The organism is Mycobacterium szulgai (assembly GCF_002116635.1).
Lineage (GTDB): Bacteria > Actinomycetota > Actinomycetes > Mycobacteriales > Mycobacteriaceae > Mycobacterium > Mycobacterium szulgai.
In genome coordinates this window covers 1-14,799 of the sequence record NZ_LQPW01000153.1, presented here as the reverse complement: position 1 = coordinate 14,799, position 14,799 = coordinate 1, and the positions used below count along the sequence as shown (strand labels likewise).

At 66.6% G+C, this 14,799-nt stretch carries 15 protein-coding genes and 1 pseudogene; 6 read left to right on the top strand and 10 right to left on the bottom strand.

What is annotated here, in order from left to right:
- Nucleotides 1-19: 19 nt before the first annotated feature.
- Nucleotides 20-2,077, bottom strand: a complete 2,058-nt coding sequence (locus AWC27_RS23065) for a PE family protein (RefSeq protein WP_085672599.1) — start codon at nt 2,075-2,077, stop codon at nt 20-22.
- Between the two features lie 222 nt (nt 2,078-2,299).
- Between AWC27_RS23065 and AWC27_RS23060 the strand changes: the two genes are divergently transcribed.
- Entirely contained in the window at nt 2,300-2,959 is a 660-nt protein-coding gene (locus tag AWC27_RS23060; protein WP_169726846.1) for a CDP-alcohol phosphatidyltransferase family protein, read from the top strand.
- A 15-nt stretch (nt 2,960-2,974) separates the two neighbouring features.
- On the opposite strand, the gene AWC27_RS23055 is transcribed toward AWC27_RS23060, so the two are convergent.
- Nucleotides 2,975-3,472 (bottom strand): Rv2253 family sensor-like surface protein, encoded by a 498-nt coding sequence (locus AWC27_RS23055; RefSeq protein WP_085672614.1) that lies wholly within the window; start codon nt 3,470-3,472, stop codon nt 2,975-2,977.
- Here AWC27_RS23055 and AWC27_RS23050 point away from each other — a divergent pair.
- Nucleotides 3,471-4,307, top strand: a complete 837-nt coding sequence (locus AWC27_RS23050) for a thioesterase II family protein (protein ID WP_085672597.1) — start codon at nt 3,471-3,473, stop codon at nt 4,305-4,307. The two genes, AWC27_RS23055 and AWC27_RS23050, sit on opposite strands and share 2 nt — an antisense overlap.
- 11 nt (nt 4,308-4,318) lie before the next feature.
- On the opposite strand, the gene AWC27_RS23045 is transcribed toward AWC27_RS23050, so the two are convergent.
- Entirely contained in the window at nt 4,319-4,804 is a 486-nt protein-coding gene (locus AWC27_RS23045; RefSeq protein ID WP_211281697.1) for an NUDIX domain-containing protein, read from the bottom strand.
- An 84-nt stretch (nt 4,805-4,888) separates the two neighbouring features.
- Between AWC27_RS23045 and AWC27_RS23040 the strand changes: the two genes are divergently transcribed.
- Nucleotides 4,889-5,812 (top strand): DUF2971 domain-containing protein, encoded by a 924-nt coding sequence (locus AWC27_RS23040; protein ID WP_139837164.1) that lies wholly within the window; start codon nt 4,889-4,891, stop codon nt 5,810-5,812.
- 5 nt (nt 5,813-5,817) lie between these two features.
- On the opposite strand, the gene AWC27_RS23035 is transcribed toward AWC27_RS23040, so the two are convergent.
- On the bottom strand, nt 5,818-6,285 hold the full coding sequence (locus tag AWC27_RS23035) for an SRPBCC family protein (RefSeq protein WP_169726845.1): 468 nt from the start codon (nt 6,283-6,285) through the stop codon (nt 5,818-5,820).
- Between the two features lie 95 nt (nt 6,286-6,380).
- On the opposite strand from AWC27_RS23035, the gene AWC27_RS23030 reads away from it, so the two are divergent.
- On the top strand, nt 6,381-8,051 hold the full coding sequence (locus AWC27_RS23030; protein ID WP_211281694.1) for an NAD-binding protein: 1,671 nt from the start codon (nt 6,381-6,383) through the stop codon (nt 8,049-8,051).
- Here AWC27_RS23030 and AWC27_RS23025 read toward each other — a convergent pair.
- Entirely contained in the window at nt 8,048-8,926 is an 879-nt protein-coding gene (locus AWC27_RS23025; protein WP_085672593.1) for an LLM class flavin-dependent oxidoreductase, read from the bottom strand. The genes AWC27_RS23030 and AWC27_RS23025 overlap by 4 nt on opposite strands.
- A gap of 38 nt (nt 8,927-8,964) precedes the next feature.
- Between AWC27_RS23025 and AWC27_RS23020 the strand changes: the two genes are divergently transcribed.
- On the top strand, nt 8,965-9,378 hold the full coding sequence (locus tag AWC27_RS23020; protein WP_085672612.1) for a VOC family protein: 414 nt from the start codon (nt 8,965-8,967) through the stop codon (nt 9,376-9,378).
- Between the two features lie 92 nt (nt 9,379-9,470).
- Nucleotides 9,471-9,857 (top strand): VOC family protein, encoded by a 387-nt coding sequence (locus tag AWC27_RS23015; protein WP_085672592.1) that lies wholly within the window; start codon nt 9,471-9,473, stop codon nt 9,855-9,857.
- 28 nt (nt 9,858-9,885) lie between these two features.
- On the opposite strand, the gene AWC27_RS23010 is transcribed toward AWC27_RS23015, so the two are convergent.
- The 5 genes and pseudogenes from AWC27_RS23010 to AWC27_RS32890 all read right to left on the bottom strand — a co-directional run.
- Entirely contained in the window at nt 9,886-10,368 is a 483-nt protein-coding gene (locus tag AWC27_RS23010; RefSeq protein ID WP_085672611.1) for an Rrf2 family transcriptional regulator, read from the bottom strand.
- Between the two features lie 49 nt (nt 10,369-10,417).
- Complete coding sequence (gene cysC, locus AWC27_RS23005; protein ID WP_085672591.1) at nt 10,418-12,274, bottom strand: adenylyl-sulfate kinase; 1,857 nt, start codon at nt 12,272-12,274, stop codon at nt 10,418-10,420.
- Nucleotides 12,274-13,203: a sulfate adenylyltransferase subunit CysD gene (gene cysD, locus AWC27_RS23000; RefSeq protein ID WP_085672590.1), complete on the bottom strand. Its 930-nt coding sequence runs from the start codon at nt 13,201-13,203 to the stop codon at nt 12,274-12,276. The genes cysC and cysD overlap by 1 nt, the downstream gene beginning before the upstream one ends.
- A 256-nt stretch (nt 13,204-13,459) precedes the next feature.
- A complete protein-coding gene (locus AWC27_RS22995) occupies nt 13,460-13,951 on the bottom strand; it encodes a beta-class carbonic anhydrase (protein WP_085672589.1) in 492 nt (163 codons plus the stop codon).
- Between the two features lie 142 nt (nt 13,952-14,093).
- A pseudogene (locus tag AWC27_RS32890) lies at nt 14,094-14,799 on the bottom strand (PE family protein); the annotation flags it as partial.

The window sequence follows — 14,799 nt, the reverse complement described above, 5'->3', positions numbered from 1 at the left end:
GCTGTCCCGTAATGGACGCTTAGCCCGGTTGGCCAGCGGCACCGTCGTTGCCTTGCATGCCGATATTCCCCGCGGAGCCGTTCAAATTTCCGCTGCCACCGCCGCCCGCGGCCCCGTAGGCGCCGCCCGCGCCGCCGAAACCACCGGCACCGCCGGAACCGGCGCCGCCGTCGGCCCCTGGCGACCCGAACAGTCCACCCGGGCCACCGGTACCGGCCACGCCGGCCGCGCCGCCATCGCCGCCGTTACCTCCGGTTCCCCCGTTACCGCCGTCACCTCCATTGCCACCGAGAACAAGAATGCCGCTTTGAGCATTGCCACCTTGTCCGCCGGCGCCGGCCGCTCCCCCGGCGCCGCCGATACCGCCGGCACCACCGATGCCCGCGTCACCACCAGCCCCGCCGTTGCCGATGAAGCGTGCGCCTGCGCCGCCATGACCGCCGGGACCACCGTCGCCGCCGCTACCGCCAGGGCTCCGAGCGTCGGCTCCGTTACCGCCGTGGCCCCCGGAAACGGTGGAAGCATTCGGATCAGTGCTGTATGGATAGCCGTAGGAGTTGAAGCCGCCGGCGGCGGTGCCGCCGGCTCCCCCATCGCCACCGGCACCACCCGGCGCGCCGGCACCACCCGCACCGCCAGTCCCGCCCTGGCCGCCGGCTCCCCCGCCCCCGAACAGCAGCCCGGCGTTACCACCATTGCCACCCGCGGCCCCGGCTCCCCCGTTGCCACCCGCAATGCCGCTGGGCGCGCCGTCGCCGCCATTTCCACCGACTCCGGCATACGCGTCGCCCTGTGATGCGCCGCTCGAGCCGCCCGCGCCTCCAGCCCCGCCCGATCCGCCGGGGCCGCTACCGTTGCCGCCATTGCCCCCGTTGCCGCCGAAGGCGTTGACCCCGAATTGAGTGGGGGTGTTGCCGGTGATGCTCCCGACGCCGCCGGCTCCGCCCGCTCCACCGGTGCCGCCACCGGCACCGCCGGAGCTCCCATCGGCGCCGTTACCGCCAGTCGGAGAAGCACCGCTGGTATAGACGGAGCCGCCGGCACCACCGGGGGCGCCGTCCTGACCATTGGCGGCGGCGGGCCCTGGCTGCCCGTTACCACCGGTCAGGGAGGGGGCGTCTTGACCGTCGGGATTACCCGGGGCGCCGTAACCGGTTCCGGTTTGGCCCGCTGAGCCGTTCGGGGTTGCAACGGGATTGACGCCGTCTGCGCCGGCCAGGCCGTTGCCCCCTGGTCCCCCGTTACCGCCGGCACCGATCAGATAGGCGGCGTTGCCCCCGTCGCCGCCGTTGCCGGGGTTACCGCCGTTGACGCCGGCTACCGCCGCTCCGCCCTGACCCCCATTGCCGCCGTTGCCGTACCACCATCCGCCATTGCCGCCGTGGCCGCCGAGTGCGCCCGTGCCGCCGGACCCGCCGTCACCGCCGTTACCCCACCACGGTCCGGCGCTGCCGCCATGGCCGCCGGGGCCGCCATGGCCGCCGGGAATTCCCAGCCCGCCCTGGCCGCCGGTCCCGCCGTTGCCCCACAGCCAGCCACCGTTGCCGCCGATACCGCCCGCCGCACCGGCTCCGCCGGCGCCGCCTACTCCACCGCTGCCGAGGAAGCCGGCGCTTCCGCCGTTACCGCCGGCTTGGCCGGCCGCTCCGGACCCACCGTTGCCACCGTTGCCGAACAACAATCCGCCGGGCCCGCCGGCGGCTCCGCTGCCTGGTGCGCCGTTGACGCCGTTGCCGAACAGCGGGCGTCCCAGCAGTGCCTGGGCAGGCGCATTCACCAGGTTGAGGAGCTGTTGGTTGCCGGCTTCCGCGCTGGCATAGGTGCCGCCGCCGGCGTGCAACGCCGCCGCAAACCGTTGATGAAACAGGTTGGCCTGATCGCTCAGCGCTTGATATTCGTGCGCATGAGCACGGAAAAACGCGGCTACGGCAGCCGATACTTCATCACCGCCGGCGGCCAGCAACATGCTGGTCGGCGCCGCAGCAGCCGCGTTCGCCTCGCTTATCGACGTGCCTATTCCCACCAGATCACGAGCCGCCGCGATCACCACTTCCGCCGATACGCTCACCGACGACATCTGGGTTCCTTTCACGGCAACGCAAAGACCACGCGCTTCTGAGTCACAACGGCACGCTAGGCCGGGCGTATAGCGGCGTCTAGTAGAAATTTCGGAACGAATTCTTGTATCTGACGCAAGAAAGAGCTTGCGTACCGCAAAGTCGCCAGAGTGCTCCCGAAACCCGGTCCGCAGGCTTATCGTGTGTGCTCAGGGCCCATGGCACCCGGAGGCCGATTGAGGATGTCAACCACGACAGCACGCCGCCTGGTGTTCGGTGTCACGATGGCCAGGCTCCCCCTCGCGCTTGCGTTCTTGGTCTGCTCACAGATCCCCGACAGCCGGGCGCGATGGTCGATGGTCGTGCTTGCGGTGCTCGTTGAACTCAGCGACGTTCTCGACGGCCAGCTCGCGCGGCGGCTCGGCGTGGCGACGCCGCTGGGCGCGATGGCCGACAGCACGGTAGATCACGTGGCGCGCACCACCGAGGCGGTGGCCCTGCTCGGCGTCGACGTATTTCCCGCGCCCCTACTCGCGGTGATGATCGCGCGCGATGCCGCCGTCTCGACCGTGCGGCAACTCTCGCTTCGCCGGTCGGGCCGCGACGGCGGAACGCGGTGGAGCGGCAAGTTGAAGGGAATTGCTCAGGGTCTTTGCATCGTGACTTTGACGATCTACTACGCCGCCGCACCGCCACCAAGCGTCGGCTGGCGCGCGGTTACGTCGGTGGTGATCGCGCTGGCTTTGCTCGTCACGTCGATTTCGCTGCTCGACTACGCGGGTGCATATTGGCGATCGAAGGAATCTTTGCACCGGCTGGCGCAGCTGCCGGAGCCCGCACTGCGGGTTCGCCACCGCATCGACCACCCCGCCAACGTCGTGAGCGATCCGGCCACGCCCTGAACACAGCGGAGCCCGTCAGCGCGGGCCAACCGGAAACGCCGCCACCGGCATTTCAACCGATCCGCCACACGGGCCGCCGGAGATGTCGGTGTGCCAGGTGCCCCGTAGCGATCCGTCTGGCTGCGGCGTGTAGAACGCCCACGAGCGTGCCGGCGCCCAAACCTTCGAAACCCCTTCGCCCATATAGCAATCCCACTGGAAATCGAAGTGCTCAACCCATTTCGTTCCGTCCCACGCGTAGTGCGACGGCACCGGCAGCGTGGGATTTTTTGGCGTGGGCCCGTTGGTCGCGGTGGCGACACACTGCCCTGACGCACACGCTGTGACGAAGACGTAGTCGGCACTGAACGTCGGCTCGGGCTGGCTTGCGGCCACGCTGCTGCCGGATTTGTCGACGGCGTACCTCACCAGCGAGTACTTGCCGTTCCACGCCGGACTCGCCGCGCGCACGCAAACCGTGGGACCGCCGAACGCCGCGACGGCAACCGCGCCGAGCGCCACAACTGCTCGCATGCGCCGTCGCGTGTTCATCTTCTTCATGGTGTTGGTTCGACGACGCGACGAGATATCGGCGCGGCTACGATCCGCGCCAGATCCCGCCCGGATCCCGGATCCCGAACCCCCGCAAGGTTTCTTCAAGAATTCACCAAGCGGCCTGCGGATAGTGAGATTCGTGCGATTGTTCTGCTTTCATCACGCCGGAGGCGGTGGGCTGGCTTTCAACGCCTGGGGCAAGGCGTTGCGGCCGGCCTTCGATGTGATCGCGGTCGAAGTCGCCAACCGTGAACGGTTCACCACGTTGCGCCACCTCGTCGACGAGGTGAACGATCAGCTGGGATCCAGCCTGGATGAGCCGCACATGTTCTTCGGCCACAGTTTCGGCGCACTGCTGGCGTACCGGTTGACGTGCCTGCGGGCGACGGCGGGTTCGGCCCTACCGCGGGCGGTTTTCCTATCCGCGTATGCGCCACCGCATCTGCGGCCGCCGATTCACGTCGTCGATCTGCACGACGACCACCAGCTCGCCACCTTCCTCGCTGATCTGGGCGGGATGCCGTCGGGACTGAGGCGATGGCCCACCCTGCAAGAACGGGCCGTCGCGGCCACCCGCCACGACCTGCGGCTCTGCCTGACCGACGAGGAAACGAACACACCAGAGCTGCCCTGCCCGATCCATGTCTTCGGCGGCAGCGAAGACCCGCTGGTCACCGAATCCGACTTGTACCAATGGCGTTCCCGGACAACGGCGGACTTCTCGGTGCAGATGCTTCGGGGTGGCCACTTCTATCTGCGGGATCGTCACCGGCTGTTCGAAACGCTTCGGCCGCTGATGGCCACCATCACATGACAGGTCGGAGTTCATCGCCTCCGCAACAGGAACAGGCCATAGGCAGCGATCGACTGCGAGTCGACGATCACCTGCGCGCGCATCATCTCCTCGACGTCTTCGCGCGCGAACCACGCACTGCGCATGTCCTGCTCCTCGTGCTCGCGCTCAGCTGCCCCTTCGGCGATTCCCGTCGCCAAGAACACCCACCCACGCTGACTGGTCAGCCCCGGCGCGGTGTCGATCTGGCCGAGCGTCTCGAACGTCGTCGCGTGTAGCCCGGTCTCCTCACGCAGCTCGCGCCGGGCCAGCTCAACGGGCTCGGCATCGGCCAGCCCAGGCGCGGTGCCCTGGGGAAACTCCCAGCGGCGCGCGCCGACGGGATAACGGAACTGCTCGACCAACCGAAAGCGCTGCCCGTCATACGGCATCACCAGGGCATACGTCGGCTTGTCCACTACCCCGTAGATACCGGGGCTGCCATCCGGGCGGCGGATGTCGTCCTCGCGCAGAACCATCCACGGGCTCCGATAGATCTCGCGGGAGGCGATGCGTTCGATAAAAGGCACGCCGCCAGTATCGGCCCGTGCTTCACTAACGACATGCCGGATGCTGTTGAACCTGGCCTATCACCAGAGGAAGTACACGACTGGTCGGTGCACACGCGCAGCGCCGCGGCGCTGGGGCAAAGCGACGGCAGTCTCTACCACTACACCGACGTCAGAGGCCTCAAGGGCATTCTCGACTCAGCCCACATCTGGGGCACTCACGTCGCCTACCTCAACGACTCGCAGGAATTCTCGTACGGCATGGAAGCCATCTGCGCAATGATCGAAACGCACGGCCAGGAGGTGGAGTCCCCCGTGCGATCCTCGACAATCCTTGGCCTGTGCCGAAATGTGTTGCGCACCAAGGATGCGCTGGAAGAAGACGTCGGCCCCTTCGTGACGTGCTTCTCGATGTTCGGCGACGAATTGTCCCAATGGCGCGGATACGCGAACGGCGGCTACGCGATTCGCTTCGACAGCGCGGTCATGGAGGAATCGGTCCGGCAAGCCACCGTTGCCGGCGACCTGCCGATCTCAGCAACCGCGCCGTTACCCGAGCTGCATCCGGTGGAGTACCTGCCGGCAAAACAGAGCGCCCGAGTGGCACAGCTGGTGGACGAACACGTCGAGGAGTTGATCGACGCAGCCAAGATCGGCGCCGCAGTCGACCTCGGGCCCGCTCATCAGCGCCTGCTGCGACACATCATTCCGCTGGCAGCCTCGATGAAGCACCGTAAGTTCGTCGGCGAAGCAGAACAGCGGCTCATCTCGCACACGTCGGAGACGTTCTATTCCGCCTCTCGCATCGGCCTGGTTCCCCGCGTCAGGTTCGAGTTCGATCGAAGCGCCGTCACCGGGGTGTTGGTGGGACCCAGCGAGCACTGCGACGTCAAGGAGCTGTCGTTGTATCGCTATCTACGGCGTAATTACCCCGGCGCCGAGGTCATTCGCTCCAACGTTCCCTATCGCGACATCTGATCCGTTCAGGCCGGCGTTTCGGCGGCGCGCTTAATACGGCGCAGCGTCTCCTCGATGCCCCGATTCACCTGGCGTCCCCGCGGGATCAGCACCTCGGCCAGCCGGTTGGGCACTGAGCACCATAGGAATTCAAAGGATTCGGTGAGCAACGTGCCCGCCGGCGACGGCCGCATCGTGTAGCGCCAGCGGGTTTCCGCCCGAGCGGCATCGTCATTGATTGTCGTGAACGCGAATTCGCGACCACGCTCGGCGGAGTCGATCACCACGGTTCGCTGCCAGCGCATCAGGCCGAGCCGGTTGTATCCGCGAAACCGCTCCCCCGGGGCCGCAGCCGTCGCGCCGTCCAGCCACTCGCAGCGGTAACACTCCGGACTCCACTCGCCCATCCGGCTGATGTCGGCGATGAGGTCGTATACGAGTTCGGGGGGTGCGGCAATGTCGATGCTGTGTTGGCCGCGCCGGGCGGTAGGCATGCCGTGAGTATTGCACTGGCACATATCGGTACGGTGCCCGATAGTCATAGCAGCGATCAGCACAAAGGGGTGTGTATGCCGGACAACCGGGACGCATGACCATGCGTCGTCACATCGTGGTCAGCGGCGACGACGCACTGGCGACGACCATCGTCGAGGAGCTACAGGCCGGCGGCGAGGACATCGTCAAGCTGTCCGGCGACGAGCTCGCCGACGCCGACCTGGCCCCCGCGAGCGCCATCATCTGCGCCGGGGACGACGATGCGCAAAACCTCGAAATCGCTTTGTTGGCAAGGAAAGTCAACTCGCGGGTGCGGGTGGTGGCGCGACTGGCCAACGACGTGCTGCGCGAAGCGATGGCCGCCGACAACGGGCCCGGCGCCATCCTGGACGTCGCCGACCTCGCCGCGCCCTCGGTGGTCGAGGCGTGCCTGTCGGACAACACCCACCCATTCGAGGCGGCCGGCATCGAGTTCGTGGTCTCGGGCGCCGAGGCACCGCGAAGCGCGACCCTGCGCGAGATCTACGGCGACCTGGCACCCGTGGCAGTGATCCACGGCAAGAATTCCCCCAGCCCAGGTGAGGTGGTCACCTGCCCGGGCCGCGATCTGACGGTGCATGCCGGCGACTGGACCGCGATGATCGGCACCAAAGACGAGTTGGCCGCTCGCGGCATCAAGCTGCCCCGGCCGGCGGCGAAGCGCTACCATCGTCCCCGGCTGCGGCGCATCTTCGACTCCGTACGCACGGTGCGCGACGACGTGAACCCGATGTTTTATCGCGCGGTGGCAGCCATGTTGATCCTGCTGATCGGATCGACGATCCTGTTGCGCGTCTGCTATCAGCTGCCCGGTATGACGTGGATCGACGCGTTGTACTTCAGTACCGAGACGATCGCGACGGTGGGCTACGGGGACTTCAGTTTCAGCCACCAGCCCACTTGGCTGCGATTGTTTTCCATCTCGCTGATGTTTGCCGGCGTGATCACCACCGCGGTCCTCGTCGCTTTCGTCGCCGACCTCTTGCTCTCCCGACGCTTCGCGAACTCGGCCGGTCGCAGGCGAGCACGTCATCTGCGAAATCACGTCATCGTCGTCGGGATGGGTTCGTTCGGCATCCGGGTAGTCAGCGATCTGATCGCCGCCGGCTACGACGTCGCGGTGATCGAGCTCGACGAGAACAACCGCTACTTGTCCTCGGCGACCGAACTCGACGTGCCGGTCATCTTCGGCGACGCAACATTACGCCAGACGCTGGAGTCGGCTCGCGTCGTGCACGCCCGCGCCGTCGCCGTGCTCACCCAGGACGACATGGTCAACATCGAGACCGGGATCGTCCTTCGCGAAATGTTGAGCACCAACTCGCGTCCCCATGTTCCGGTGGTCCTGCGGATCTACGATCGCAGGCTGGGCAGCGCGGTGGCCGACCGTTTCGGTTTCGACAATGTGCGCTCGACCGTGGAGCTATCGGCACCGTGGTTCATCGGCGCCGCGATGGGCCTGCAGGTGCTCGGGACGTTTTCGGTCGGGCAGCAGTCCTTCATGGTCGGCGGGATGCATGTGGCGGCCGGCAGCGAGCTCGACGGGCTGCCGATGCTCGAGCTGTCCACCCAGACCCGGGTCATTGCGATCACCCGGCCGGACGCACCCGTGCGGCTACACCCTCGCCGCGATGCCCGGCTGCAGGCCGGTGACACCGCCTACCTGGTCGGGCCGCACCGCGAGCTGCTCGCGACGCTGCGCAAGGGCCTGCCCGCGCAGAGCTAGAACTCGGCGGCCACCTCGGCGGCTCGGTGCAGCTGACCGATGTCGGAACTGGTCGGGATCAGGTGGACCTCGTCGGTGCCGATGTCTTCGAAGCGTCGTAGCACCGCCGTTAGCTCCTCTTCACTGCCGGCCCAGCCGGTCATCGGCGCCATCGCGTCGACATACTCGGCGGGAATCCAGTTCATATAACGCCGCAGATGGGCATGCACCTGGGCACGAGCCTCGTCCGGCGATCCGATGGCGAACCAGAAAGACGTCGCCAGGTGGGGTTTGGGCTTGCCGGCCTCGGCCCACGCCGTCCGTGCCACGTCGTACAGCTCGTTCTGCTTGACGACGTCGAGGTCCAGCGTGGTGCCGGCCATTCCGTCGGCCCACGCCGCGGCGCTGCGCACGGTCTTGGGTCCGATAGTGCCCACCAGCAGCTGCGGCCCGCCGGCCTGCACGGGCATCGGGCCCACCGGGCGCACCGAGTCGGTGGTCTTCTCACCGGCCCACACCCGCTTCATCACCGCCACGCGTTGCGCCATGGCGCGCATCGTCTGGGTCTTGGGGTCAGCGCCGACGGCGTGGTAATCCTCGTGCCTGCCGCCCACGCCGATGCCCACCGTCAACCGGCCGCGGCTCAACATATCGCCGGTTGCCAGCGCCTTGGCCAGCATGACCGGGTCGTGCAACTGGGGCACGATCACCGTCGTCACCAGCCGCACCCGGTCGGTCCAGGAAGCCAGCGCGCCGAGCAGCGTGAGACTGTCGGGATTGTCGAACGCGATGCGCTCCCCCCAGCACAGTGACGAGAACGGCCCCGTATCGATTGCCCGGGCCCAATCATGCAGCACGGCCGCGTCGACGTCAGGCTCCATCACCGGCAAAGTCATCCCAATCCGCACGAACCGATTCTGGCAGCATGGAGTGGATGGCCCTCATCAGCACGTCCATTGCCCATGTCCGGCTCACCGTGACCGACATCGAGCGGTCCCGCGCGTTCTACGAGAGCGTGTTCGATTGGCCGGTACTCATCGAGCTTCCCGAGAACGCCGACGAAGCAACCCGGCGCCAGCTGGGCTTCTTGTTCGGCGGTGTCATCTACGACCTGGGCGGCGCGCTGCTGGGACTGCGGCCGGTGAGCGCAGACCGCTTCGACGAAAACCGCACCGGCTTGGACCACATCGCGTTCCGGATGGGCAGCAAAGCCGAATTGGATGCGGCCGCAACGCATCTCGACGATCTCGGTATCGTGCATGAACCGGTCAAAGACATTGGGCCGTCCTACATTCTGGAATTCCGCGACCCCGACAACATCGCTCTCGAGCTCACCGCCCCGAAGTAAGCGCGGCGTGGGCCGCGAGCGTGCACAGAATGACAGCCGTAGCGGCGTGTCACTGCACAGACAGGCACGCTCGCCGAGCAGAAGGGAAGCAGATGGGCATCAGTTTCAACCACACAATCGTCGCGTCGCACGACAAGCGGGAGTCCGCGGAGTTCCTCGCTGAGCTGTTCGGTCTGCCCAGCCCGCAACCGTTCGGGCATTTCCTGGTCGTCACGCTCGAACATGGCGCCAGCTTGGATTACGCCGACGTCCGCGACGGCGACGAGATCAGGCCACAGCATTATGCGTTCCTGGTTTCCGACGAAGAGTTCGACGCGATCTACGGCAAGATCACCTCACGCGGCTTGGCGCATTGGGCGGATCCACGGGCCGAACGCCCCGGCGAGATCAACACCAGAGACGGCGGCCGCGGCGTGTATTTCCGCGATCCGGGCGGGCACGCCATGGAGATCCTCACGCGCCCTTACGGCTCGGGCTAGCCGGCGCAGGCAGGTCGCCGGACAAAAGTCAGTCGCCGCGGGCGGCGCCGTGGCGCTTGCTCTCCTGTTCCCGATAGGCGTCTGCGAGTTGCGCCACGTGTTCGGGTAAGGCCCCGCCGGCAACGTCAGCCAAGGTGGTTTCCTCCAGCACCGACCGCATGCTGGCCCGCAGCGCCCGCCACACGTCGGTCAAGGCCACGGTGGGCCCGGAATAGGGCAGGTCACCCAACCCGATGTCGCGGACGCTGGCCAGTGGCCCGTCGATACAGCGCAGCACATCGGCGATGCTGATCTCGTGCCCCGGCCGGGCCAGTTCGTAGCCGCCCTCGCGGCCGCGGTGGCTGCGGACCAGCCGATCGGTGCGCAGATTGGTCAGAATGTCGACCAGAAACTGCGGCGGGATGCCTTGTGCCTGCGCCAAATCATCGGTCTTGACCAGGGTGCCGCTGTCGGCGGTGGCCAGCTGGATCATCGCCCGCACCGCGTACTCCGCTTTGGCCGACATCCGCATGGTCACCGATTGTGCCACCACGGCGCTGCGAGTTTGCTGTGGCCAGACGCTACGACCGCGGCCCCAGCAGGTCGATGACGGCGTCGGCCTGCTCGTCTAACGACAGCTCAGGGGTGAGTCGCAGATCTGGATTCTTGGGCCGCTGATACGGGCTGTCGATACCGGTGAAGTGGGTGATCTCGCCTTTGCGCGCTTTGGCGTAGAGCCCCTTGGGGTCACGGCGCTCACACTCCTGCAGCGGCGTATCGCAGAACACCTCGAAAAACTCGAATCCGGCGTCCGCGTGGACCTTTCGGGCCATCTCCCGGTGCTCGTCGAGCGGGCTGATAGCGGGCACCAGCACGATTTGACCGGAGTCGGCGAGCAGCGTCGCCACGTGCGCCAGGCGGCGCAGGTTCTCCGCACGATCGGCCATGCTGAACCCGAGATCGGCGTTCAGGCCGTGCCGAAGGTTGTCGCCGTCGAGAACGTAAGCGGGAATACCGCTTTCGAGCAGCTTCTGCTCCACCAGCATGGCCACCGACGACTTTCCGGCACCGGAAAGGCCGGTCAGCCAGATGGTCCGGCCGCGGCACGCCCGATCTGCCGCGGTCACAAGCGATTTGTGCCGCACCGTGTTCGGGCTAGCGGTGCGGGCCGTGCCGTCGCGCAACACCATGCCGGCCGCCACCGTTCCGTTGGTGTCGGGGTCGATGAGGATGAACGAGCCGGTGCTGGCGTTGCGGGTGTACTCGTCGAGCAGCAGCGGCACCTGGGTACGCAACGAGATGCGGCCAAGTTCATTGAGTTTCAGCGCCGTTGCGCTCTTGTCGCGGTGCAGGGTGTTGACATCGAGCCGGTAGTCGAGGGCGGTCACCCGGGCACGGGTGGTGCGGGTGGTGTGCTTGATGACGTAGTCACGTCCCGGCTCGAGCGCCGCGGAATCGGCCATCCAGCACACGGTCGCGTCGAATTCCTGGGTGACCCTGGGCTGGTTGTTGGTACGGGCGATCATGTCGCCGCGGGATATGTCGATCTCATCAGCCAGGCTCACCGAGACGGCCATCGGCGGAAAGGCTTCTGCCACAGGGCCGGTCGCGCCCTCGATTGCGGTGATCTTGGTGGTCTTGCCGATCGGCAACACGACCACCTCGTCACCCGGACGCATCACACCGCTGGACACCGTGCCCGCGTAGCTGCGATGGTCCTGATGCTCGAGGGTGTGTGGCCGGATGACGTACTGCACCGGGAACCGCACGTCGACCAGGTTGCGGTCACCGGCGATGTACACCTCTTCGAGGTGAGTCAGCAACGCCGGACCCTCGTACCACGGGGTCACGTCGGACTTGGTCACCACATTGTCGCCATTGAGCGCGGAAAGCGGGATGGAGGTGACGTCCTGCACGTCCAGGCGGGCGGCGAAGGCATGGAACTCGTCGCGGATCTCTTCGAATTTCGTTTGGTCCCAATCGATCAGGTCCATCTTGTTGACCGCGAGCACCAAGTGGCGGATGCCCAGCAGCGACGCCAGAAAAGCGTGCCGGCGGGACTGCTCGAGCAAGCCGTGCCGGGCGTCGACGAGAACGATCACCAGCTGGGCGGTGGAAGCGCCGGTCACCATGTTGCGGGTGTACTGGATGTGCCCCGGGGTGTCGGCGATGATGAATTTCCGCTTGGGAGTGGCGAAATAGCGGTAGGCGACATCGATGGTGATGCCCTGTTCGCGTTCGGCCCGCAGCCCGTCGGTGACCAGCGCCAGGTCGGTGTAGTCGTGACCGCGATCCTTCGACGTCTGCTCCACCGACGCCCACTGGTCCTCCATCACCGCCTTGGAGTCGTAGAGCAGTCGCCCGATCAAGGTGGATTTGCCATCGTCTACGGAGCCGGCCGTAGCGAGCCGCAACAGGGTCGTAGCAGATGCAGTCATCAGAAGTACCCCTGCCGCTTACGGTCTTCCATCCCTGCCTCGGAGATGCGGTCGTCGGCGCGGGTCGCGCCGCGTTCGGTCAGCCGCGACACCGCGGTCTCGGCGATGACTTCGGCGACAGTGGCGGCGTCGGACTCCACGCAACCGGTGCAGGTGACGTCGCCGACAGTGCGGAATCGCACCGTCTTCTCGAAGACCTCCTCGCCGGCCCGCGGCTGCATGTGCCGGTGCACGGCCAGCAGCATCCCGTCGCGTTCAAATACCTTGCGCCGGTGGGCGAAATAGATTGAGGGCAACGGAACCTTCTCCGCTCCGATGTAGGACCAGATGTCGAACTCGGTCCAGTTGGACAGCGGGAACACCCGGATGTGCTCACCCTTGTGATGGCGGCCGTTGTAGAGGTTCCACAGCTCGGGCCGCTGGGCCTTGGGGTCCCATTGCCCGAATTCGTCGCGGAAGCTGAACACGCGCTCTTTAGCCCGCGCCTTCTCCTCGTCGCGCCGCGCTCCCCCGAATGCCGCGTCGAACCTGTTCTCGCCGATGGCGCGCAGCAACGTCACGGTCTGGATCGGGTTCCTCGACGGGATCGTCTCGACCACCCGGCCGGCGTCGATGTCGTCCTGCACCGACGCCACCACCAGCCGCACGCCCGATTCGGCCACCAGCTCGTCGCGCGTGGCGATTACCTCATCGAAATTGTGACCGGTGTCGACGTGCATCACCGGAAACGGCAGCCGCCCCGGCCGAAACGCCTTGAGCGCCAAGTGCAGCATGACGATCGAATCCTTGCCGCCGGAGAACAACAACACCGGCCGCTCGAATTCAGCGGCGACCTCGCGGATGATGTGGATCGCCTCGGCTTCCAGCGAGCGCAAATGGCTCAACTCGTACTGCCCGGCCGCGGGGCCGACTGTCACGGTGCCGGTCATCTGCTTCCTTAATATTTCTCAGTAAAGTTGGCCGAATTGACCAAGTTTGCCATCATTACCTGCCATAGAACCAGCCAGAATGGGCCGTGTCAATGACGGTTCGATTGAGAAACCATTGGCCAAGGCGCCACCTGTCAAGGTGGGCCGACAGACATCGCGACACAGAAACCAGGCACACGACACGCCGCGGCGGGTGTGCCTGGCTGCTGTCTCGCCGACGCGAGACAGCGCGAGAAGAACTACAGCGTGAAAAGAACTACAGCGTGACCTCTTCGAGTTTGCCGGAGGCGACGTCGAAGATGAACCCGCGCAACGACACATGCTTGGTCACAAACGGACTGTTTTCGATGCGCCGCAACGACTGCCGGACGTCCTCGGCGATATCGGGGAACGCCTCGGCCGCCCACGGCGGCTTGATTCCGGTCTCGTCCTGGATGCTGCGCTTGAAGTCGTCGTCGGTGAATGTCAGCATCCCGCAGTCGGTGTGGTGAATCAGGATGATCTCCTGGGTGCCCAGCAACCGCTGGCTGATGGCAAGCGAGCGAATAGCGTCGTCGGTGGCCACGCCGCCGGCGTTGCGGATCACGTGTGACTCGCCCTCTTTGATGCCGAGCACACGGTAGACGTCGATCCGGGCATCCATGCACGCCAACACCGCGATGTGCTTGCTTGGCGGCAGCGGCAACGGCCCTTGGAAGCCGCCGGCATATTCGGCGTTGTTGGCCAGGTAGTCATCGGTAACCGTCACGCCAGTCTCCTCGGTTTTCGCGGGATGGAATTTGCTGCCAGATCCGAAATCGTGGTGGATCTTAACAACCGGCTACGCGGAATTCACCCGTGAGAATCAGCCCGATCGCAACGGTATTGGGTGCCCGACAAACGCGCCCGGGCTACCTACCGGCGCCCAGGCCGCCGGTCCCGCCGGCGCCCCCGTACCCAAGCGCAGCGCCCCCGTTGCCACCATGGCCCCAAAGCGGCAGATCCTCGGCGACGGGCGGACCACCGGCCGCACCGATGGCACCGGTCTGTACCAGCAAATGCGGCTGAACCGATTGTGCGGCCTGTGCCAGCAGTGCGGGCTGGCCGGATTGCACGGCCTGCACAACCGTGGCCGCAGCTTTGGCGAGGTTGTCCGAACCCGGTAGCCCGGACATGCCGTAGCGCTGCCCGCCCGCACCACCGGTGCCCCCGACGCCGCCGGTGCCGGGCTCGGCGCCCTGGTAAATGCTGACGCCGGCGGCACCGCCAGCACCGCCGTTACCGCCGTCACCGCCGCTGTGCTGCAGGAAGTTGCCGCTTCCCAAGTACGCGGAGGCGAGCCCGCCCGCGCCTCCGGCACCGCCGTCGCCGCCGGCGCCGCCGTTACCGTTGCGGCCGATGCCGCCGTCGAACGGCTGAGCCACCGCGCCGCCACCCTGGCCGCCGACACCACCGCCGCCACCGGCACCACCTGGTCCGATAAGCCGGGTGTCACCGCCCATGCCGCCGTGTCCGCCCTCCCCACCTGCAAAGCCGTTGAACCCGCTACCACCGATGCCGCCGGCCCCGCCGGTCCCGCCGGCGCCCCCGTACCCAAGCGCAGCGCCCCCGTTGCCA